This window comes from Parabacteroides sp. KHUB-02 (assembly GCF_056640955.1).
This window is the reverse complement of sequence record NZ_JBWQEV010000001.1, coordinates 3,742,656-3,764,322: the sequence shown is the minus strand read 5'-3', so window position 1 is coordinate 3,764,322 and position 21,667 is coordinate 3,742,656. Positions and strand designations below refer to the sequence as shown.

The 21,667-nt window shown below is 41.6% G+C and carries 17 protein-coding genes; 7 read left to right on the top strand and 10 right to left on the bottom strand.

Annotation, left to right across the window (positions count from 1 at the left end; genetic code table 11):
• Positions 1-10: 10 nt before the first annotated feature.
• The gene (locus tag ACYIA1_RS16230; protein ID WP_009016772.1) at positions 11-415 is read right to left on the bottom strand and encodes a PH domain-containing protein; all 405 of its coding nucleotides are present in this window, start codon (positions 413-415) and stop codon (positions 11-13) included.
• Positions 416-566: 151 nt separating this feature from the next.
• Positions 567-1,271 carry a TapB family protein gene (locus ACYIA1_RS16225; RefSeq protein ID WP_005860303.1) on the bottom strand — a complete coding sequence of 235 codons (705 nt, stop codon included), beginning with the start codon at positions 1,269-1,271 and terminating at the stop codon, positions 567-569.
• Positions 1,272-1,508: 237 nt separating this feature from the next.
• On the opposite strand from ACYIA1_RS16225, the gene ACYIA1_RS16220 reads away from it, so the two are divergent.
• A complete protein-coding gene (locus ACYIA1_RS16220; RefSeq protein ID WP_480335887.1) occupies positions 1,509-2,708 on the top strand; it encodes a hypothetical protein in 1,200 nt (399 codons plus the stop codon).
• A 49-nt stretch (positions 2,709-2,757) separates the two neighbouring features.
• Here ACYIA1_RS16220 and ACYIA1_RS16215 read toward each other — a convergent pair whose 3' ends face one another.
• The 6 genes from ACYIA1_RS16215 to ACYIA1_RS16190 all read right to left on the bottom strand — a co-directional run bounded on the left by ACYIA1_RS16215 (position 2,758) and on the right by ACYIA1_RS16190 (position 9,839).
• Entirely contained in the window at positions 2,758-4,335 is a 1,578-nt protein-coding gene (locus ACYIA1_RS16215) for an outer membrane protein assembly factor BamB family protein (protein ID WP_480335885.1), read from the bottom strand.
• Positions 4,336-4,421: 86 nt separating this feature from the next.
• Complete coding sequence (locus ACYIA1_RS16210; RefSeq protein ID WP_480335883.1) at positions 4,422-4,793, bottom strand: glycosyl transferase family 2; 372 nt, start codon at positions 4,791-4,793, stop codon at positions 4,422-4,424.
• Positions 4,794-4,858: 65 nt separating this feature from the next.
• Positions 4,859-5,722, bottom strand: coding sequence for a leucine-rich repeat domain-containing protein (locus ACYIA1_RS16205; RefSeq protein ID WP_057329586.1), 864 nt, complete (start codon positions 5,720-5,722; stop codon positions 4,859-4,861).
• Between the two features lie 2 nt (positions 5,723-5,724).
• Positions 5,725-7,431 (bottom strand): hypothetical protein, encoded by a 1,707-nt coding sequence (locus ACYIA1_RS16200; RefSeq protein ID WP_480335881.1) that lies wholly within the window; start codon positions 7,429-7,431, stop codon positions 5,725-5,727.
• A 116-nt stretch (positions 7,432-7,547) separates the two neighbouring features.
• Positions 7,548-7,937, bottom strand: a complete 390-nt coding sequence (locus tag ACYIA1_RS16195) for a DUF3244 domain-containing protein (RefSeq protein ID WP_233524018.1) — start codon at positions 7,935-7,937, stop codon at positions 7,548-7,550.
• A gap of 132 nt (positions 7,938-8,069) precedes the next feature.
• Positions 8,070-9,839 carry a tetratricopeptide repeat protein gene (locus ACYIA1_RS16190; RefSeq protein ID WP_480335879.1) on the bottom strand — a complete coding sequence of 590 codons (1,770 nt, stop codon included), beginning with the start codon at positions 9,837-9,839 and terminating at the stop codon, positions 8,070-8,072.
• A gap of 213 nt (positions 9,840-10,052) precedes the next feature.
• Between ACYIA1_RS16190 and ACYIA1_RS16185 the strand changes: the two genes are divergently transcribed.
• From ACYIA1_RS16185 to ACYIA1_RS16175, 3 genes are all read left to right on the top strand, one after another.
• Positions 10,053-10,430 (top strand): transposase, encoded by a 378-nt coding sequence (locus tag ACYIA1_RS16185; protein WP_005862367.1) that lies wholly within the window; start codon positions 10,053-10,055, stop codon positions 10,428-10,430.
• A 26-nt stretch (positions 10,431-10,456) separates the two neighbouring features.
• Positions 10,457-11,419 (top strand): IS3 family transposase, encoded by a 963-nt coding sequence (locus ACYIA1_RS16180; RefSeq protein ID WP_009018803.1) that lies wholly within the window; start codon positions 10,457-10,459, stop codon positions 11,417-11,419.
• 528 nt (positions 11,420-11,947) lie between these two features.
• Entirely contained in the window at positions 11,948-13,324 is a 1,377-nt protein-coding gene (locus ACYIA1_RS16175; protein ID WP_087346916.1) for an MATE family efflux transporter, read from the top strand.
• A gap of 44 nt (positions 13,325-13,368) precedes the next feature.
• Here ACYIA1_RS16175 and ACYIA1_RS16170 read toward each other — a convergent pair whose 3' ends face one another.
• Together ACYIA1_RS16170 and ACYIA1_RS16165 are read right to left on the bottom strand one after the other, a co-directional pair.
• Positions 13,369-15,036 carry a RagB/SusD family nutrient uptake outer membrane protein gene (locus tag ACYIA1_RS16170; RefSeq protein ID WP_036616454.1) on the bottom strand — a complete coding sequence of 556 codons (1,668 nt, stop codon included), beginning with the start codon at positions 15,034-15,036 and terminating at the stop codon, positions 13,369-13,371.
• Positions 15,037-15,052: 16 nt separating this feature from the next.
• Positions 15,053-18,067, bottom strand: a complete 3,015-nt coding sequence (locus tag ACYIA1_RS16165) for a SusC/RagA family TonB-linked outer membrane protein (RefSeq protein WP_005863703.1) — start codon at positions 18,065-18,067, stop codon at positions 15,053-15,055.
• Between the two features lie 213 nt (positions 18,068-18,280).
• Between ACYIA1_RS16165 and ACYIA1_RS16160 the strand changes: the two genes are divergently transcribed.
• From ACYIA1_RS16160 to ACYIA1_RS16150, 3 genes are read left to right on the top strand one after another with little or no spacing between them, the layout of a single operon-like run.
• The gene (locus tag ACYIA1_RS16160; RefSeq protein ID WP_057329613.1) at positions 18,281-18,892 is read left to right on the top strand and encodes an RNA polymerase sigma-70 factor; all 612 of its coding nucleotides are present in this window, start codon (positions 18,281-18,283) and stop codon (positions 18,890-18,892) included.
• A gap of 23 nt (positions 18,893-18,915) precedes the next feature.
• Positions 18,916-19,917: a FecR family protein gene (locus ACYIA1_RS16155; protein WP_057327030.1), complete on the top strand. Its 1,002-nt coding sequence runs from the start codon at positions 18,916-18,918 to the stop codon at positions 19,915-19,917.
• On the top strand, positions 19,914-21,662 hold the full coding sequence (locus ACYIA1_RS16150) for a RagB/SusD family nutrient uptake outer membrane protein (protein WP_196008805.1): 1,749 nt from the start codon (positions 19,914-19,916) through the stop codon (positions 21,660-21,662). Before ACYIA1_RS16155 ends, ACYIA1_RS16150 begins: the two co-directional genes overlap by 4 nt.
• The last annotated feature ends 5 nt before the right edge of the window (positions 21,663-21,667 follow it).

Genomic DNA, 21,667 nt, shown 5'->3' with positions numbered 1-21,667 from the left:
ACTATTAGATCTATTTAAGTTGTATATTAGGATTAATCTTTCTCAATTGTTTGATAAAATCAGCCCGGTTGGTCGGAGATATGAGCATCCAAGGTTTCCCATTGCTCCATATGATCAGCCGATCCAACGAAAGGGCGTAGCTTGACACCGGCATCACGGTAGATTCCAACGCCTCTATATCAGCGATAGCGATCTTCTTCTCCGGGAAAATACTACAATGCGCTATCAACATATCATCTTCCGTTATCCGGTAATACGTATTAAAGAAAACATGAAGCACCCCCAACGCAGCGACCATCATACCCACTATAGCCGATATATTGGTACGCAAAAATGCAGCCACGCAACCGATTACCACCATGATAATCACCAGATGATACCACCATCCCACTTTTGATTTATATTCTCTTTCCATTTTCCGAAATTTGCCGCAAGTTAACGAAAAACGTCAAACAAAAAGAAAATTGCCCAATCTTTCCCATAAAAGAAAATACGCTGTCACTTCTCAGCAACAGCGTATCCACTTAAACCGGTTAATACAAATCATAAGATTGTAGTCGCCTTTTTTATTTTAATTCTTCCAATACCGTATAGGATTGTAATACGTTATTCTTATCATATTGTTCCGTACGCACTAAGCCTACATTCGGGCTGTACCACTCATACCCATACCCAGTGATTGTCTCCTTTGATTTAGGGGAACGTGTAGCGATATTATATTTTACCTTAGCGCAATCGAACGTACCGGCAGGAGTTGTTATGCTTTCCGTTTTAATAAACTCACGGTCCTTAATGGCCATATCCTTACGATTCTTCCGATTCTTCTTATCGTAGATCTTTACGGAAGCCTCGTCGAAATACACGTTATTCTTATCGAAATTAGCCGCATACGGATTTGGGTAATTTATAAAGTTCTCCGTGATATCCACATTCGTATTCATTTCCGATACCACTCCCGGATAAGAGAGTGTCTCTTTCGAGTCGAGGAAAAATTCTCCATTCTGGCAGTATGCCTTGATATCTCCTTTGTTCACGATCGTACCGGAGGGATTAGTATATACGTAGTCCGCTTCCACCTCTTGGCCGGAAGGCAATGTTTCCACCTCATCCACTTGATAACTCATAACAGATTGTAAGTTTCCCTTTGCGTCATATCCTTTACGGACCCATACCGTTCCCTCTGTTTGCGGAAAGAAGAACGTACAATCTTGCGCCATCGCTCCTCCCGCGATCAATGAGATTAAAGCCGTGTATAATATTTTCACCTTCATAATTTTGACGTTTAATTAATTCACTACTAAATACATGCCGGATATCCAATGCTTTGTTAGAACAGAGTGAACCCCTAAATGTTCAGAAGGTAAAAATTAAAAATAGCCAAAATATCTTTCTTGACAATACATTTAACCATAACTATGAAGTAATCTATTACATATTTACATGAAATATACCAGTTTATAAAGGATATGTTGTAATTTTGTAATTAATATAGACATTAAACAAGCATAATGGAACTGGAAGAAAACAAGATATCAATCTCAACAATCAAACAATACCTACAATTAATAATACATGATTTGGGTAAATTTACTCATCTAGAGTTTCTGACCTTGAAAGGATGGTTACTATATTCACTTTCTTTAGTGACTATCTTTTGTATACCTTGTATGGCTATTCTAATTATTACAGGTCTCATATCCGGAAATATTCCATTGGACCTACTGATCGCAATCTCATTGATTCCCTTCATATTTATTTTACCTCTGACATTGACATTGACTTTTATCAACAATTATAAGAGACCAAAGACATTAAGAAAATACATACTTCAAGGATTGGGACTCTATCTTTGGGATAGTCCACCCAAAAAGGTCAGCCAAACAGCATTCGAATGCATAAAAGAGGGAAAACTTTTCAGAATTGAGGTTTGCCTTTTAAAGAATGAAGGAAAAGAAGATTGGTTCACTTGCATGATTATTCCTTATTATATACCTAAATCAATAAAAGACAAAGAACAGCATATCGAAAATGTGAATCGCTATCTGAGCGAGAAATGTATTTTTGAGATAAAGCAAGATATGGCCTTTTTCACCATACCAGTCAAAGTCTTTCCGAAGTTAGACCTAAATAAAAGTATTGAAGAACTTTTGTACGCTATGAGACGTTTTGATTTGCGTACATCCACATTCTATAATCCCACCGCAATATTAAATAAAGTACCAAACACCCTCGAGATACTTGCCATGACAGTATTTGATATGGAAATTGATGAAAAATGGATAACCTGGTCTAAAAATATGATAAAAGCAGACTTTGTCAACAAGAACATGCAAGACTTCGCTTCTCAGATACCTTGTATAGATAATCAAAAGGATCTAAGGAAAAGAATGGATATTCTTATATGTGAGTTCAATTTAGATATTAACAAAGAATACATACTTTTGAACTATCTTCGATTTCTCTTATTTGAAAATTATCACAAAAGAAGAACTGTCTTAGAAGTAATCCAATGCTTAAGTCAACTATATATACATTCCAAAATATCTTTACTGCGTGACTTCGATTTATTGTATAGGGCTAAAAAAGAAATTGATGAAACAGGAAAGCAAGTTTCTTGGACAAGGGATACCCTAGAACCTAAAAACATTGATAGTTATATAATAAACTATTTGGATACATTGTCAAAAACAGGGATTCTATCCATGTAAGCATTTGTATACGACTTACCAATCCAACCCGCCTTTGGATATCTCCTAATTATAAAGGAAATTCATATATCTTTTTACCATCCAAACTATAGATGAAAAACTTTTCACCTACCCTAAACATCTTGGATGAAGTATATAAATAAGCTTTCTTCTCACCCTTTGAATTAACCCACAATGTTTTGTCTCCCAAGAATATCAAATTATCCCCATTTGGTAAAGCCTTAAACGTACGCAACTTAGACAAAGGATAAGTTTGTAAAACATTCAGTTGCTGGTCTAGCTCAACCATTTCATTCTTATCAGTAATCAAACAATAAATCGAATCCGGGCGTTTATATCGCTGATAAGATGTACTATCCCCAAAATCCTGCAAGAAATAAGAAGAATTGGTAAGATATAATAATTTCCCGTTTACTTCGGTATCCCATGATACCTCACTCAACAAGGAATCCCCAGATAACGAGTACTTCCGGATATGATCGGAAAACAAGACCATCAGAGCATCCTCTTCCCAATTTATATCAAACTCCTCCACCATCTCTTTCTTATCCGAGAGCTGGCGGAACCAAACCTTCTCACCCTTTCGTTTATCGAAACAGGCGATAAACGGCCAGCCAACCTTCAGTCTTAAGTATTCGTGAGCATAAGCCTCAGAAGTATCAAAAATAGTATTTCGATACCCAGTTCCCATATTAATCATATAAAGGCTATCTCCTCTCGCAAACAAATGAGAGCGAGATCCCATTCCATCAGGTATCGGATACCCCCATTTAGGTTGCAACTGCCGATCCAGGCAAAACAAATTCTCCCGGCTTGCCACGTAAAAAACTGTGTCGTCCGATAAAACATTCGATACCAGTTCCATCACCTTCTTCGGCCCGGTAGGCACTGCCGCAAAACCGGTTAAGACACCCGTCACCACACCGAGCGCACCAAGGGCGACGGCCTCTTTATAATCACTTGCCCCAGTCGGCATGGCATAACTCGGCCCTTCCCCATTTCCCATGTGAACCAGATGAATCCCATCCGAGACAATCAATCGAGTAGAGTCATCCAGTAAACCACTCTCATTCCATCCATATACATGGCTCATTTTCCGGCTCCACATCTTTTCTCCCGTCGCAAGGCTATGGCCTTCCAACTCGTTAGACACCCCGTTCATATAACTGCCTTTATAAGCCAAAAACATCCGGTTCTTAGCGTCCACCCAATAAGGAATCATTTTCTTTTTCTTCCAAACCTCATTACCTGTTTTCAAATCCAGCAACGATGTAGCCTTCCCCATTGTCACGAACAAAACTCCCTCTGAAGTCAACTTTGGATCTTGATTAAAATAATTGACAGGACGTTGCCATAGCATCCTCTGATCAGCCAAGGAGTAAACGGAAATTCCCCCCCTATTTTTCAAGGAAGTCTCATTTTTCGACAAATTCCGATACCGGATAAAAAGCAAATTATCCGTCGAATCCACATCCACTCCAAGAATCCAGCCGGGTAAAGCCAAACTTTTAGCAATGATAACAGAGCCATCCTCATTGATACCCAATGTGTCCGACAAAAATGTTTGAGATTGTACATCTAATGAAATACAACAAACAAACAGCAAGAAAATTTTGATGACCCTCATATCTCCACAATAATTATTTGATACAATTTCACTTTTGATATTTTTCTAACGAAATACAAGTCACATTATTATAATTAGATTCCTCTTCATGGAAAGTTCATAATACTTCTAAGGAACCCTGTACCATATCCCAATAATTGCGTAAAAGAGGCTATTACGGATAGCGATCCTACACGTAAATCACATTTATTGCGGAACATTGCGTCTACAAACAATAAAAGGGCATAAATAATAAGAGGCACCAGAAACAAGCGGCAAAAGAATGAACTGATAACCAATAGACAGACTGAAAACGTGAATAATGCCGGTAAGCAATGTACCAGCTTCTTTTTCTCGTTGCGGGTACCACCGGTCGTCAAGAACGAGGTCATGGCGTAATTGATCGCCTTCTGGATCGGGAAAAACGAGACATACGCCTTATCCGGACCACCGAACACATCCACCAAATAATGATTCAACGAGTCATGTACATGACAAAAGACTGTTTAACTTCAGATTGTCAAACAGTCTTTTTAGCGATTTTTCAATGCTCATCTTCTTCCGGCGGGTAATTAGAATATCCATATCCTTTCTCTTGACGTGATATTTGAGTTTTCCATCTCTCCCACTTCGGAGATTTAAATACCTCATCTGGAATGGTTCCAGATAGCCTATTTCCCCACAAATGAGGTACCAAACAATCATCATCATCTGTGAAAAAAGACCATGGAAACGATGTAAAGCAGTTATAGCTCAGATCGATGCCACTAATACCGCTTGATTCATCACTATTTTCATAAAACCGCAACGTCTCCGGTACCTCACCCGCAAACTTATTGTGTTGCATCATATAGACACCCGATTTGGGAAGATTGCCGAACTCTTTTGGTATTTCAGTAAATTCATTGAAATAAATTTGCATCACTTCTATATTCTTTAAATTGCCAATTTCTTTAGGCAATGCGCCACTTAAAGAGGTAGAAGAAATGACAAGACTTTCCAAATTAACTAAATTTCCAATCGTCTTTGGAAGCTCTCCATACAAACCTTTCCCATAAAGACTCAAACTTCTCAACTCCACTAAATCTCCAATCTTATCTGATAAAATACCATTTGAACCATCCTGCATCACAAAACCAACTACCCGATATTCATTCATAACAGTGTCTAGGGCAGCAGTCACACCACCCCATGTCTGTATGTTTTCCAGATCCCAATCAACCAGTGTCCAACCCTCTCCATGCGCCTGTTTATAGATGTCCACCAAAGCCAGACTGTCTTTCACGTTCAAATAAGGTTTTGCAGGTGTAGGTATTTCCTTTCGTTCATCATCAGAACAACTGCAAACCAGCATTAATAATGCGATTATACTCAACCAGCATTTTTGTTGTCTTCTTCTAAAAATCATATCTATATTTCATTTTTAATACTTTGAACTTCTACATCTAGAGAGTAAGGAAATACATCTTTATAATTATTATACCAATCTGGATGCCATTCCAATCGAGGTACAAATGTCTTTGTTGAAACAAAAGTATGACTTACTCCACCAAGATTAACATTAAAGCTATGGGTCATTTTACAAACATGATCCGATTTAAACTTTATACTGTTTCCCCTATCATCCTTTGTATAAGGAAGAAAGATACTACGATGGATAGTTGTTGTCGGTTTTACATATCTTACAGTAATAGGAAAACTAAAATTCTGCATATATATAGCTACATCATCATTATCTTTATATAACAAATATGAATCATTCAAGGGACCTCCCCATATTCCTTTACCCAAAGAACCACAATCATATTTATCTGAATTAACCCCTTTAGGAAAAGAAGAATATCGGACAAGAGAATAAGATGTACCCTCAGACGAAATTTCAGATTTAATTGTAGGATTAATTACGGTTTCATATTTAACTCCACCCGTGCCTCTTAATTTATATGTTGCTTGAACATAAGAATCACCCGGATTATCAACATGTTCCGCCAGAGGATCCAAATAAATAATAGGAGTTTCTTTTAATCCCCACACCCCTAAAGTGCCTACATTTTGTTTGGATATATTAATACGGATAGGATAAACTAAACCCGTTTGTACCGAAGTTATAGTACCACTAATATCAACAGATCCTAGTGTAGATATTTGTAGTTTTTGATTATTAGGCTTAGCAGGAGAGAAAATACCCAGAAATGAACCTACAAGAGAATTAAGGCCTAAATTAACAATCTGTTTTACACCTTCAGTTAATATAGGAACGGTAACTTTTTTAAATTTATCATTAGCTAATTGCTTATTAAACCACTTCTCTGCCTCATCACCGGCGCCATTAACTATACCATCAGTAACTTTATTCGTTGATTTTGAATTAGCAAGCGAAGCAATAAATCCTTCTGATTTTGATTGAAAACTACCACTCAAATTAATGGATGAAGTAGTCACCATTTGAGGAGTTACATACAAATAACCACTTGTAAAATTAGGATCATAAGCCAATTCTTGTTGAAAACAATTCCATCCCGGAAGAAATCCTTTAGAACTTTCTTTTGTAATATTCGTAATCCCTACCGAGTTGTTTTTCACATTGCTATTAACCGCTGTTGCAAATTTATCTGCGAAATCTAAAAGGGATTGATTAGGTTCAATAGAGATATTCCAGATTGCTGTATTATTAGGGGTAGTACTTCCTTCTAAATAATAAAAGCCTTTCAACAATCCTGAATATTTATTATAAAATATAATATAATTCAATCCTTTATCACTTGTTGAAAACATTGTGTGAGCAATTATATTCCAACCGTCCTGCTTTTTTATATCAAAACAGAAATCTTTTGGAACAGAAAGTGATACAGCTCCACTTTCATTCCATGGTGTGGCAACACTACTACCAGAAGCTAATGTTACATTCAAATAACTTTCCCAATTTGAACCAAAATCTCCACCAGCCTTTGTTTGAATACCATTTTGTTGATAATTACTTGAAAGTGGATATATGACATTATCCAACTCTCCCATTTCTGTACTAATATTCAACTGTTGTATATCTGTCTCCAGCTCGTTTGTTGTACATCCTAGCAATGTTAGGCCAACGATAAAATAAGATAATAAGTGTTTCATAACAATAGATTTAATAAATTCAACATATTCACTACATATTTTCTCAATTAATACATATTTTTAATAGGTCTTCTCTTCATAGGATAATAGCCATTTCATCCTTATATTTTGATTTCTTATTCTAATGCAAATTCACCATAAAGATGATCTCCCCACTGATTTGTCAGATTCAAAGTATAAACTCCACTCTTGTTATCTTTCAAATCAATCAATATATACCCCGTTTTTTCCGCTAAAACGGTCTCTTCATAAACCATGGTGGAAGAATCCATTATTCGGATTGTTATATCCGATCGCAGAGAGCTACTTTGAATGATCAATTCATCATTATCTAAAATTACAATTATTGGTATATCTGGAGAAACTGAACGCTTCTCCTCATCCCAACTTCCATGCACTCTAACTCTCTTCTCACCCATTGTCTTTGCATACACATTTGTAAACGCAAAACCACTTATTAAACAAATGAATAATAAGCCTACTAATCTACTTGTTATTTGTTTCATAAATTCAAAAAAATTACAATACAAATGTAGACTCATTTTCATACATAGTCAAGGAACACACATGGACAAATCAAGACCAGATAGCACTGATAATCAATAAATTAAAAACACACATATGGACATCCCCTGTTTTTAGTACTCTTTGAGATATTGATCTAGTAAGAAACTTACGTCGGAAGGTATTTGTTTGCTTTTTTTGATACGCTGTTTGATACGCTGTTTCTGTTTGGATACAGACTCGGGGAGAGAGTTCGCAAAAACAGCTATTTGGGAAGAACTGAACCCCATCTTGATTAAACAGCAATATCGCTTATCTAATTCGGAGAAATCAGGGAAATCTTTCTCTAACCGTGTATAGAACTGATGGTATTGCAAGTTTGTCCAGTTTATGATTAATGACCAATCTGCATCCTTCAGATATCTAGGATGCTCTTTTAGGTCTTTCAATTTATCGAAATAAGGCAATTGCTCATCTAGTTTCTTATATGAGGATTTCAGTAGCTCTTCATATTTCTCTATCTCTTTATGGGACTCCGCATTTTGATCCAATAAACTTTTATTCTCTGAAACAATCTCATCGATTTCCTGCTGTTTATTATTTAACGTGGCGATCAATTGCTCATTTTCCTTTATACGATTCTCATTCTCTTTTATCGATTCCTTGTAAATTCGTATTTGCTCTCTAGCATGCGCTAAAGATTTTTCCTTCCGCAATACACGATATTGATAGACGATTATAAGAATCAACAGAACCGCAGTGACAAACAAGCCGATTATCTCTTGATTCGTTTTTTCTAGTTTTAGCTGGTTATTTATGTTCAACAATCTCTCATGATCATACCGAGCCTGAATTTCAGCCAATTCTCCAACATGATTTATTACCTGTAGCGAATCTGAGTAAATAAGATATTGGTTATTATATTCTATGGCCTCCTTGTAAAGTTTTTGTTCTACACATATATAATATAACACCTCATAGGCTTCATTTAGCGTATATAAATTGTCTGTTTCTAACGATTTCTGAAAGTAAACCTTTGCAGAGTCTAGTTGCCCCAAACTCCAAAAAGCACTACCTATCTTGTAATATACTTGAGGAAGCTTATGTAAGGAAGATATTTGTAAACATAAGTCAAGCTCTTTTCTAGTGTAATGTAAAGCTTTTTCTCCTTGACTTAATTTATTATAAACAACGCCTAGCTCTCCCATAGCCATAGCTTCGAGCTCTATATTACCTAACCTTTGAGCATTATCTAATGATTTACCAAAATAGAACAAGGCACTATCCATTTCATTTTTATGCACATAAGTTCTTCCTAGTTCTGATAGAGCATAAGATATCCGTTCTCCATTTCCTGATCGTAATGCGTATTGATAGGCATCTTTCAATTGTACCAACGATTCTTCATAAAGATCTTGATAACGATACGTATTTCCTAATGATTGGCAAATCAGATAAGTAAAAAGCGGCTCATCCAACTTTGTCATCATTTCTTTAGATTTTAGAAAGAAAGGCATCGCTTCCGTTATTTTTTTCTGATCCTTCAATAACTGTCCCTTATAATAATACGTTTGCGCCATTCTTTTCAAATTTCCCTCCTTCTCGAAATAATCCATCGCATCTTGAACCAACTTATCCGAAAAAGGGATATTCAACGAATCCGGAAGGCGTTTACCATATACCTTATCCCGGGCTTGTGCCAACAATAGTGCCCAAGTAGCATAGTTCTTTCCGCTTGAAAGTGATGATTGAGGCATAGAACGTAATATAGATAGAGCGCTATCCGGATGCTCCCACATAACAGATTCCGCACGAGATAATTCCGCAGGTAATGGTTTTTCTTGGCGCATACAAGAAAAAAGGGTAGCGAAAAGTAGCAAAGTCAGTCCTAGTGTTCTCTTCATTTAGATTACGGTTTACAACTTAAACGCAAGTTATAAAATTTATTTTATAAATACCACTAAAATATTTGTTTTTCAATAGTGATTTTGAGATACAATCAGCCAGTAGGGAGATGCGGCACACTACGTATCTACTAGTTGTATTATGTATTTAAAATATTTGTCTTATGCTGATATAGGTAGACACATTCAATAACAATAAAATGTGTAATTATTATGCGCAAAAAACATGAGCATTACAGCGAAGAAGAGAAATTGCATCTTCTTCATTCTTATTATCAATCCGGCATGAGCAAAACCAGTTTTTGCAAACAACATGGTATTAGTGGGATAACTTTGTTAAATAAATGGCTGGCGAAGTATGAATCAGTGGTAAAAGAGGTATCTTTGGCTCCGTGTCAAGCCCCTACGGATATGAGCGATCGAAGCAAAGAGGATTACCATGATGAAAACGCGCGACTCAAGAAGCGTGTTAAGGAGTTGGAGAAGGCCCTTGCCTTCTCCCGGTTGGAAACCGAGGCCCGTGATTTAATGATCACGCGTGCGGAAGAGTATTTTAACATTCCCATCAGAAAAAAACCTGGGGCCAAATAGTAACGGAACTGGTCAGGCTTCGCAAGATGAAAGTAGCGCCAGCCTGCCGTCTGTTTGGCCATTGTCGTCAAGCCTATTACCAGTCCAAGGCTGACATAGGGAGCCATGTGAAGAATGAACGTCTCATGCTGGATACCGTACGTGAGATACGTGGCGAGGATCCCGGTATCGGTGGTTACAAGCTGTGGATCATGCTCACCGCCCTCTTCGGAGAGAGGTTCATGCCCGGTCGCGACAGCTTCTACACGCTGCTTCGTCGACACCGCCTGATGCTTCCTCCGCGCAAAGCCAGGGGCACAACCAATTCCAACCATCGTTACCATAAGTGGAAGAACTTGATAAAGGGCTTTGTCCCAACCTCTCCCAATCAACTGTGGGTTAGCGATATTACCTATATACCGCTTGCCGGCGGAGACGTCTGTTACCTGCATCTGGTCACGGATGCTTATTCCCATAAGATAGTGGGATGGGTACTGGCTGATAGCTTGCGTGCCTCAGCCACGCTTGAGGCGTTGCGGCAGGCCATAGACCAGGCCGTTGAGATGACAGGGAGTGAAAATCTGGAGGGCCTGATACACCACTCTGACCGTGGCGTGCAGTATTGTTGCGACGCGTACGTGGAGCGCCTTCGGCGGCATGGCATTGCCATCAGCATGACGGAAGACTACAAGCCCACGGACAATGCCGTGGCGGAACGTATCAATGGGATAATTAAAGTGGAACGCCTCTATAGGCAAGGGCTGTTCGAGACCATCGAGCGTGCCGCGAGCGTGATAGAGCGCTACATCTACTTCTACAACTACCGCCGACCGCACATGAGTGTCGGTTATAAAACCCCGGGCATAGTGCACGGGGAGAAGGAAACGCAAATAAAAATGTGGCGGAATAAAAGAAAACCCGTGAAAAGTAACGAGAAAGAGATGGATACGATAGCTTTGCAAAGCCGAACAACTAATCTCTCAGAAGGGCTCTGTTCGGCCCAGAGGTAATGTGTCTATGTTATCAGTATGAAGTTAAAAGAAGTGACTACTATATCAGTATTACTTTATAACTACTGTCTACTGATTACGTTTATAAACAAAAAAAGTGTCTAGATAAATCAGGAAAAGACAATTAGCATATAAGCATTTGCAGTTTTTATGGTAAAAAACAAAAGTTTATCAAGCAGAAAACTTTTGTTTCCCTATATAGAAACTAAAGTTTCTTCAGCACGAAACTTTTGTTTTCCCTAATAGAAACTACTTTTACATATATAGGCACTACGACACACGAACCTAAACGATAATTTGGTTTCTTGCGTTTTCTATCAAAACATGGTAGATAAAGAATGATAATTGTAGATATTTTCTATCTACAACCACTATATAAGATGTTTATTTATAAGGCATATAAGAAGGAATTGTAGATGTGGTAGATATTAAGTGTTTTTTATTAACTGGTAATTTATGGAACTCGATTATATAATCCAACAAGTTCTTGTAACTTTGCAGCCATTTTAATTGAAATCCCGATTGAATATGAAGAACAAATACGAGGCTAGGCTAGGTACGGAACGTATGCTACCGCTGGTTTTCAAAATGGCGCTTCCGGCGGTAGCGGCCCAATTTGTCAACTTACTTTATAATATCGTAGATCGTATCTATATCGGGCATATTCCCGAGATCGGGACAAACGCTTTGGCCGGTATAGGGGTGACCACCTCCATCGTGATCTTGATCTCCTCTTTCTCCGCTATCGTGGGAGCGGGAGGTTCACCGTTAGCGGCCATCGCTCTCGGACAGGGCGACCGGGAACGGGCCGGAAAAATAGTGGGAAATGGATTTATATTGCTTATCCTATTTACTATATTCACTTCCCTCATCACCTATACCTTCATGGAACCGATCCTGCTTTTTACAGGAGCATCAAAATATACGTTAGGATATGCGGTGGATTATCTCTCTATTTATTTACTGGGCACTCTGTTTGTCGAGATATCCACGGGCTTGAATGCCTTTATCAACGCACAAGGGCGTCCGTCTATCGCTATGTGCTCGGTTTTGATCGGGGCTTTATTGAATATCGTATTAGACCCTATCTTCATTTTCTGGTTGGATATGGGGGTAAAAGGCGCCGCGCTCGCCACGATCCTATCGCAAGCTTGCAGTGCCATATGGGTATTGAGCTTCCTTTTCTCAAGACGTGCCTCCTTGTCTTTGGAAAGGCGGTATATGAGACTGGACCGAAGAATCGTACTCTCGATGTTCGCTTTGGGAATTTCTCCGTTCATCATGGCCAGCACGGAGAGTCTGGTCGGTTTCGTCTTGAATAGTAGTTTGAAAAATTTTGGCGATATCTATGTGAGCGCATTGGCTATCTTACAGAGTGCCATGCAATTCGCTAGCGTACCGCTGACCGGTTTCGCCCAAGGATTCGTACCGATCATAAGCTATAATTACGGACATGGAGACAAACAGCGGGTGAAAGATTGTTTTCGTATCGTGCTAATCGTTATGTTCTCTTTCAACTTGATACTCATGCTATTCATGATCTTATTCCCCTCAACCGTAGCCTCCGCTTTTACAAGCGACGAGGAGTTGATCGATACCGTCCGTTGGGTCATGCCCATCTTCTTGGCGGGTATGACGATTTTTGGCTTACAACGAGCTTGCCAGAATATGTTCGTAGCGTTGGGACAAGCTAAGATATCTATCTTTATCGCCTTGCTTCGTAAAGTAATCCTCTTGATTCCTTTGGCATTACTATTGCCTCATTTTATGGGGGTAACCGGCGTATACGCAGCAGAAGCCGTATCGGATGCCACGGCCGCTATTTGCTGTACGTTGTTATTTATATGGAAATTCCCGAAGATACTAGGGAAAATCAAGCAAAAAGAAGAAAGGGCTGCCCAATAACGGACAGCCCCCTGATAAAGCCTTAAAGATTAAAATGAATCGTATTAATATCCCGGATTTTGTGTCAAGTTAGGATTCAGGCTAAGGATATCGGCATAGATGGAGAATACCGTTGTATATCCCGTCTTATCCTCTTGATAATCCAGTGAGCTGGCGGAATGTTTCACGCCTACATAACGGTCTACCGTAGCCTCGGTAAACTTGCCGAAACGGATCAAATCCTGCCGGCGTACGCCTTCCCACGCTAATTCAAGCATACGCTCGTCTAATAGCGTATCCAGCGTTACGTTTTGTAGCGGTTTGGCGCCTACACGGTTGCGAACTTGGTTCACCTCATCGTCTCCATTCTGTCCCAAACGAATCTTGGCTTCCGCCTTCATCAGCAACGCGTCGGCGAAACGGAAGATCACGCAGTCATTTCCATGCAAGTTTCCACCATCCTGAGCATTCTGGTCGAACTCATATTTAGCCATACGAGCTCCGGCGGTCTTCACCAACAAACCATCGGAGGCATCCATATATACCTTCGGGGCGTTCGGCTCATATTTCAAAGGAACTTTCTGTCCGTCCCATTCCGTATAGATCGTCTTTCCGTCCGGACCGGTTACCTCGCCCGTAAAATAAGTAAGCTTACAACGAGGATCCTCATCCGCCGTACCGAACTTAAACACGTTCATCGCCTTCACCGTAGCGCAAGAGCCATTCCATCCGGATTGGCCGTAAGCGGTTGCATGATCATAATGGCGGGTACGTACCAAATTGTAGTCCTTAGCGTCCGGATAAGCAACCGGGTCCATAGGAACCGTGAAAATATTCTCAACCGAGGTCTCGTTCGCTACGGCAAAATTCTCCGAGAAGTTTCCCTGCAATTTATAGCCCAAAGCCTCCAACTTATCCACATAAGCGATCGTAGCTTCCCAAGCGTTCATCTCTTTACCGTCAACGGTAAACTTGATGTTCTTTCCAGCTGGACGATTGCCGTCCGTCCAATTGTCGTCCGCATAAACCTCCGCATTCAACGCCAACTTAGCCAAGATCATATAAGCCACCGGCTTGGTAATACGTCCGTAATACTCACCTTTTTGGTTACTGCGGTTATCTGAAAGATAAGGCAACGCCTCCTCCAACTCCGAACGGACAAAGTTAAATACAACGCTACGCTCAGATTGCTTTACCTCAGACATCGGTGTCGTAGAGGAAGTTACCAACGGAACACGAGCGAACAAATCCAACAACTCATAATAGAAAAACGCACGGACCGCACGGACCTCTTCCAGATAAACCTTGAAATATTCCACGTCCGGTTGTTCCTCGGCAAAGGCTTGCAACTTATCAACACTCTGGTTGCATTTTCCGATCTGCTCATACAAGAAATCCCAAGAGTTCTTGGTCAAATCATTCATCGTGCCCCAACGGTGTAAGAAAATATTCTGCCATAAACCGCCATCTTCCCAGTCGCCAATACGGCAAGGAAGCATAGCCTCATCGCTGGAGAAGGTATTCAAGTCATATACATGACGGTCGTTACCCATGATCTTAAACATATTATTGTACAAGCTCGCAACCGTGTTTACATAGACCAACGTAGGGCTTTGGAACGCGGTCTCCTCATCAAACGCGTCTGTAGGACGCTCTTCCAAAAAATTAGAACAGGAAGAAAATGCCGCGGCGGCAGCGGCTATCATAAAGCTATATATAAATTTCTTTTTCATGACTCTTTAAATGGATTTAGAAGTTAACACTCAAACCTAATGAATACGTACGGGATAACGGATAGAAACGTTTGTTATCCATACCTAGGTCATTATTATCTTTATCGACCGTCGTACTGTTAATCATCGGAGACAAACCGGAGTAACCCGTGATCGTAGCTACGTTGTTCACCGAGAATGTCACACGGATATTCTTCACGTATTTCTCGATCTTCTTGCAATCGATGTTGTAACCCAACGTAATATAATCGATATTCAAATAATTGCCCTTTTCCAACCAATAATCAGAGATCGACTGGTCGTAGATCTTGCTTTCCGGAGCCTTAGCCAACGCGTTGTATGTAGGGAACTGGCTCAAGTTCATATAAGCTAGCGATGTACCGTTGAAGATCTTATGACCGAAAGCGCCGTTCATCTGCGTCATCAAGTCAAAGCGTTTGTAGCGGAAGCTGAAGTTCATTCCCAGATAATATTTCGGCATGGCTTGGCCGGCGATATAACGGTCGCCACCATCATTGGTATCCAAACCCTCTTTTCCATCGATCGTCTGATCCAAGTTGTAGATATAGCGGCCTTCGATAGCGTTTCCATTCTCATCCAAAGCCGGAGTCAAGCCCAAGCAACGAGGAATGTAGAACACTCCGACAGGCTGGCCTACCATCTGATAAACCACACGGTTGTTTCCTACGAAACCGGCACCACTCATACTGGACAGATCCATATATTGTTTCGCCTGCAACTCTTGTCCCATATAAGAACCGCTCAAGGAGTTCAATTTATTCTTCTGGTAAGAGAAATTCACGCCCATGTTGAAATCGAAATCCTTTGTCTTCACGATACCACCGCTTACAGCCAATTCCACGCCGGAGTTGGTCATCTCTCCCAAGTTCGCCAATAATTCCGGATATACGAACGGAGGAACCGGAACCGCGTATTTATACAACAGATCCGTAGTCTTGGAAGTATACCAATCGGCGGTCAACGTAAAGCGGCCATCGAGGATACCAGCGTCCACACCCACATCGAATGTCTTTTTCACCTCCCAACGCAAGTCCGGGTTCGAGTTACGTGTAAAGCCATAGGTAGCGGTAGAATTTCCATTGACGGAAGTCACACCGTTCGGGCTCATCAAAGCCAACGAGTTATAAGCCTCGATAGCATCTTGGTTACCGGTCAGACCATAACCCGCACGTAGTTTCAACTGGCTCAGCCAATCCACGTCTTTCAAGAAAGCCTCCTCATTCAACACCCAAGCGGCGGAAGCGGAAGGGAAGAAGCCCCATTTATTATTCATACCCAATTTAGAGGAACCGTCCGCACGTAAGTTCACGGTGGCGATAAAACGGTTGTCATACATATAATTGAAACGACCCATGAATGAGGCCAGACGATTCTCGTTTTGGAAAGAAGTCACGTCTCCGTATTTCACCGTACCACCCGCTTTCAGGTTGTTATAACCGAAGTAATCCGTCTCAAAGCCACGGGCACCGGCGCTAAATCCCGTATAATGATATTTTTGTCCCTCTACCAAGGCCAAAGCGTCGATATGATGTTTCTCATTCAAATCCTTATTATAGGATAACTGGATATTACCCATCAAGATATTCTGCTTATTATCCGCACGGTAACCATGAGCGTCGGAAGTTTGCGTAATCGCCTTCAAATCTTTCGGGATATACTTCATGTTCTCCTTCACGTTATACGTATAAGAGCCGAATGCGCTCAGTTTCAACCCGTCCAGAATCGTCCAAGTCAATTTACCGTGTACGTTCACGTAAGCGTTCTTCTCACGATCCTGTATCTCAAGGCGTCCCAGCGGGTTCTGGATCTCGTTCGCGTAGGGATCCTCATCCCATTTGCCATCCTCATTCTTATGCGTAGGGAAGGTTGGGTTGTAAGTAGCGGCCGAATAGAAAGTTTTCTCATAATCGTTCGTATAATCCACTTGCTTCAAGGAACCGAACATACCGAACTCGATTTTCAACTTATTGTTGAACATATTCTGGGAAGCGTCCAATTTAGCCGTATAATTCTTCATACCGCTATTCTTGATAATACCCTGTTGATCGATCACGCCTACAGAAGCACGATAATTCGAATCGTCGTTACCCGCGCCGAAAGAGATGTTATGGTTCTGCGTATAACCCAACTGCTCGATCTCGTCGAAGAAATTCGTATTACCTCCCATATCCAGCGGAGTCATGCCTAACGCCTTCGCCGTAGAGCGGAACTCATCGGCGGATAACATCTTCAAGTTCTTATAAACATTACTGATACCGAAGTTGCCGTTATAACTCAACGTCTTCATACCGTTCTTACCTTTCACCGTAGTCACTACGATTACACCGGCGGCACCACGTGAGCCGTACTGAGCGGTCTCGGAAGCGTCCTTCAAGATCGTGAACGTCTCGATGTCGGCGGGAGCGATTGCGTCCAACATGCTCAAATCACCGAATACGCCATCGATAATCACCAAGGGATCATTACCACCGGACAAAGAGGTCGTACCACGTACACGGATAGAAGGCTTAGAGGCAGGGTCGCCACCCGTCTTGGAGATTACCACACCGGCAACCTTACCTTTCAAGGATTCCAACGGCGTATTCACCACACCTTGGTTCATATCCTCTTTCTTGATACGCTCTACCGCACCGGAGATCGTACGCTTGCTACCGGTAGCGTAACCTACTACTACCACCTCGTCCAACGCCTCTACATCCTCGTCCAGAATGATATTCAGGTTCTGCTGTCCATTTACCGGGATCTCTTGTGATTTATAACCGATATAAGAGATGGTCAGAGTCCCGTCTTTCGGAGCTGCCAACGTGAAATTTCCGTCCATATCGGAAATCGTACCATTCGTTGTTCCTTTCACAAGGACACTAGCTCCAATAATCGGATCGCCGAATTTAGAGTCTTTCACTACACCTTTTACGGTAATGTCTTGAGCATAACTGCTAAAGGAAAGAAAAAGTCCCAAAAGAAGTAGGAACAAACCTCTTTCCCGCAAAGAGAAGAAATGCTTTTTCATGCTTTACAATTTAAGATTACTAAATTAATTTTATTTATTTCGTTTGCTTGATAAAACAACCAAGAGGGGGAATCCCCCCCTTCTCGGACATAAAATAATCTTACAGGAATAAAGGGCGGGTAAAAGCGGGCCTAGTTGTTATATAATAAATTGATTTGATCATAAAATAGAATACTTTTGTTACATTTGCCTCAATCTTTTATCTAAAGTGGTATGTGTGAGCAATTGTATCTAACGGATGATCGTCTTCTTTTCGATAAGATCAGAGGGGGCAACGCAAAGGCGTTCGAATACGCTTTTCGCAAGTTCTCTCCCCGTTTAGAGGCATTTGCCCAGAAATACACCAACGATACAAACGAGGCGGAGGATATCGTACAGGATGTATTCTTGAAATTATGGGAAAGAAGGGAGTTGCTGGATAACATCTCGCTGACCTCTTTTCTTTTCATGATGGTAAGGAATAGTTGTCTAAACTATTTAAAACACCGTCAGATAGCCGATTCGGTACAGCAACGGATACCGGATACCGAGACTGCCGAGCGATTATACGCGGCGGATTTCGTACCCGACCCTTCCTCCTTGCTGATCCAAAAGGAACTGTCCGACTCGATCGATCAGATTATGGAGGAACTACCGCCCAAATGCAAGGAAGCGTTCGTTCTCAGCCGTCTGAACGGCTTGAAAAACCGGGAGATAGCGGAACATATGGCTATTACGGAGAAAGTGGTGGAGAAACACATTACCCGTGCCTTGAAACGATTCCGGGATGGATTAAGGCGTTATGCCTTATTACTGGGAACGCTCCTTAGTCTTTGGAAATGGTAATAAAGATTTAGTAAAACAGGAAAATGGAGAATAAACGATTCGAACATATAATTACACGGTATCTGAAAGGCAAGGCGACCCCGGAGGAAGAAGCGGAGTTGCTTCAAGCCATCCATGTCTCAAAGGAATGGGAGGCCGCTTTCCGGAAGCGAACCGCCGAATGGAATCCTTTGGAAGAGACTGAAGCCGATCCGGAAACGGACCGGAAATGGAATCGGATCGCTTCGATCATCACGCCCTCGGAATCTCAATCGCAAACAGAAGAGGCACCGGTTATTTCTTTGGTCTCAACTTCTTCCCGAAGAATATGGTTCTCGATAGCAGCGGTGGTCTTACTATTGCTTGTATCCGGAGTTACCGTCTATTTCTTGAATCAAGGCGGAAAAGCGGGAACAGGAAATGCCGAATGGCAAACGATTATAGCTGAGCAAGAGGATCGTTCGATCCTTTTACCCGATGGTAGTTCCGTTTATTTGAGAGAGAATTCCGAGCTAAGCTATCCGGAGGTATTCGCCTCTTCCGTACGAGAAGTGAAAATCAGAGGAGAAGCCTTCTTTGAGGTCACTCCCAATAGCGAGCAGCCTTTTATAGTTGATGCTTCCGGCTTATCGGTCAAGGTACTGGGAACCTCTTTCAGCGTACAGACCTCCGATCAAGGAAACGAGATCTCCGTGATCTTGGTAGAAGGAAAGGTGAGCCTGAATAACGCGCATGAGAAAGAATTGGTACAGTTGCATCCGAACCAAAAAGCCGATTATTTCGTGAATGACGAACATTATACGGTAACGGAAGTTGATAGTGAACGGCTTACCTCGTGGAGAAAAGGGATCATCTTTTATGATAACGCTTCCCTAGATGAAATCGTACGCTTGATCGAACAAACCTATAAGGTCTCACTCATGTACACACGTCCGGAAAACGATGATCAACGTTTCTCCGGCGCTTTTCTAAAGACACAAAAATTAGAAACCGTATTACAACAAACCAATAAACTCACGGGTACGAACTTGATTCTTATTCAATGAAGAGATACGCGCCACTGCTGTTAACCTTTCTTTTTCTCCCGCTGCTCTTCTCCTGCTTCGATCTGGAAGAAGACCTATACGACCAGCTGGAGAAAGAGGATTATTATACGGATTATGAATCTCTAATGGCTTCCGTACTCCGCCCTTATGAGCACGCGAAATGGGCGGAGACTAATTTCTCTTTCTGGCTGCAAGAGTTATCGGCGGATCAACTCGTGATCACCCAAAAACGAGAGCATTGGGAAGACGGGGGCGTATGGCGTATGATCCACCAACATACATGGGACACGTACGAGAAAAACAGCGAGCAAATGTGGAACGCTTGCTACGGAGGTATCGGATATTGTAATAATACATTGGCGGATATCCAAGAGTTATCATATGATAACTTCGGACTCGCAGAGTCCGACAAGCGGCAGCATATCGCCGAGCTTACCGCTTTACGGGCTTATTTCCAACTTTTACTTCTGGATGCGTTCCGCATCCCCGCAATTTCCCTCACGACAGAGGAAGAGGTTGGTTCAGCCACCCCACAAGAAAATTTCCACTTTATAGAAGAGAGCTTATTAAACGCCATCCCCGATTTACCCAAGGCACCCTCTAAGAATTACGAAGGACGTATCACACAAGGAGCGGCGGCCGTATTATTGATGAGGCTCTATTTTAACGCGTCTTGGTATATCAATATACCGATGTGGGAACAGACCGGAGCGCTTTGCGAACGGATTATCAACGGAGAGTTCGGCACTTACTCTCTCACCTCGGAATGGACCGATTTATGGAATGCGGGCAATCAAGATTGTCCGGAACTAATCTGGTCTTATCCCCAGTCCCGGCAAGTAGGGTATGATGATTTTTACTATCTGTTTTTTATGCACTACCAAGCGCCCGAACGATTCGGCTGTGGCAAGGATTTGCCGGCGGCCTATAATGGTTGTCACCTCAGTCCCTCTTACGATCCATCCGGCAAGCCCTACCCTTATACGTTAGGACGCACGTTTTCCAAATTTCCTGATACGGATCTCCGGAAGAAGAACTTCAAGGTACTCTCACAAGGCATTTACGAGGGATTATTCCTCTTCGGAGCCCAACAGATATACAATAGCGACCAGCTTCAGTATGGTGCCGAGGAATGGGGAAACTACCCCCTCATTTTCATAGATCAAGTAGCACGTTATTCCGACCATCTATCCGATACGGAAAAGAAAGCGCTCACAGATAAACAATTATCTTCCGATACGCCGTGGATCATACAAGATAAAAGATTCACCTCCCTCGCATCCAATATCAAGACCGGCGAGGAGAATACAGGTATCCGTATCGTGAAATATCCGCTTTATCCATCCGGAGACGTGGGGCTGATGGCGAATAATCTGGTAGTGTTACGGCTAACAGAGGTTTATTATACGCTGGCGGAAGTTTCCTTTCGTCTGGGTAATCCAGCCAAGGCCGAGGCGATCTTGAACCAGATACGCAAACGATACTATGCGCCGGAAGACTGGGAACAAGTACGCTATCCGGAAGATGGCTCCGTCCTTACCGCACAGGAATTATTGGATGAATGGGGACGTGAATTTCTAGCGGAGAAACGAAGACGTACCGATTTAAACCGGTTCGGCCTATTCACGACCGGTATCTGGTGGGATAAGCAACCCTCCGATAGTTATCGCCGGTTCTATCCGATACCTGCCCGGGCGATATCGGCCAATCCCTTATTGAAACGCTCGGAAGGATATATCTATTAACCGTT

Bases quoted from the DNA above. Each gene is read 5' to 3' on its own strand.
- ACYIA1_RS16195 (WP_233524018.1), bottom strand. From the start codon at position 7,937: ATGAAACAAATAACAAGTAGATTAGTAGGCTTATTATTCATTTGTTTA.
- ACYIA1_RS16205 (WP_057329586.1), bottom strand. From the start codon at position 5,722: ATGATTTTTAGAAGAAGACAACAAAAATGCTGGTTGAGTATAATCGCA.
- ACYIA1_RS16225 (WP_005860303.1), bottom strand. From the start codon at position 1,271: ATGAAGGTGAAAATATTATACACGGCTTTAATCTCATTGATCGCGGGA.
- ACYIA1_RS16180 (WP_009018803.1), top strand. From the start codon at position 10,457: ATGAAAGTAGCGCCAGCCTGCCGTCTGTTTGGCCATTGTCGTCAAGCC.
- ACYIA1_RS16185 (WP_005862367.1), top strand. From the start codon at position 10,053: ATGCGCAAAAAACATGAGCATTACAGCGAAGAAGAGAAATTGCATCTT.
- ACYIA1_RS16190 (WP_480335879.1), bottom strand. From the start codon at position 9,839: ATGAAGAGAACACTAGGACTGACTTTGCTACTTTTCGCTACCCTTTTT.
- ACYIA1_RS16155 (WP_057327030.1), top strand. From the start codon at position 18,916: ATGGAGAATAAACGATTCGAACATATAATTACACGGTATCTGAAAGGC.
- ACYIA1_RS16160 (WP_057329613.1), top strand. From the start codon at position 18,281: ATGTGTGAGCAATTGTATCTAACGGATGATCGTCTTCTTTTCGATAAG.
- ACYIA1_RS16175 (WP_087346916.1), top strand. From the start codon at position 11,948: ATGAAGAACAAATACGAGGCTAGGCTAGGTACGGAACGTATGCTACCG.
- ACYIA1_RS16230 (WP_009016772.1), bottom strand. From the start codon at position 415: ATGGAAAGAGAATATAAATCAAAAGTGGGATGGTGGTATCATCTGGTG.
- ACYIA1_RS16220 (WP_480335887.1), top strand. From the start codon at position 1,509: ATGGAACTGGAAGAAAACAAGATATCAATCTCAACAATCAAACAATAC.
- ACYIA1_RS16170 (WP_036616454.1), bottom strand. From the start codon at position 15,036: ATGAAAAAGAAATTTATATATAGCTTTATGATAGCCGCTGCCGCCGCG.
- ACYIA1_RS16165 (WP_005863703.1), bottom strand. From the start codon at position 18,067: ATGAAAAAGCATTTCTTCTCTTTGCGGGAAAGAGGTTTGTTCCTACTT.
- ACYIA1_RS16215 (WP_480335885.1), bottom strand. From the start codon at position 4,335: ATGAGGGTCATCAAAATTTTCTTGCTGTTTGTTTGTTGTATTTCATTA.
- ACYIA1_RS16150 (WP_196008805.1), top strand. From the start codon at position 19,914: ATGAAGAGATACGCGCCACTGCTGTTAACCTTTCTTTTTCTCCCGCTG.
- ACYIA1_RS16200 (WP_480335881.1), bottom strand. From the start codon at position 7,431: ATGAAACACTTATTATCTTATTTTATCGTTGGCCTAACATTGCTAGGA.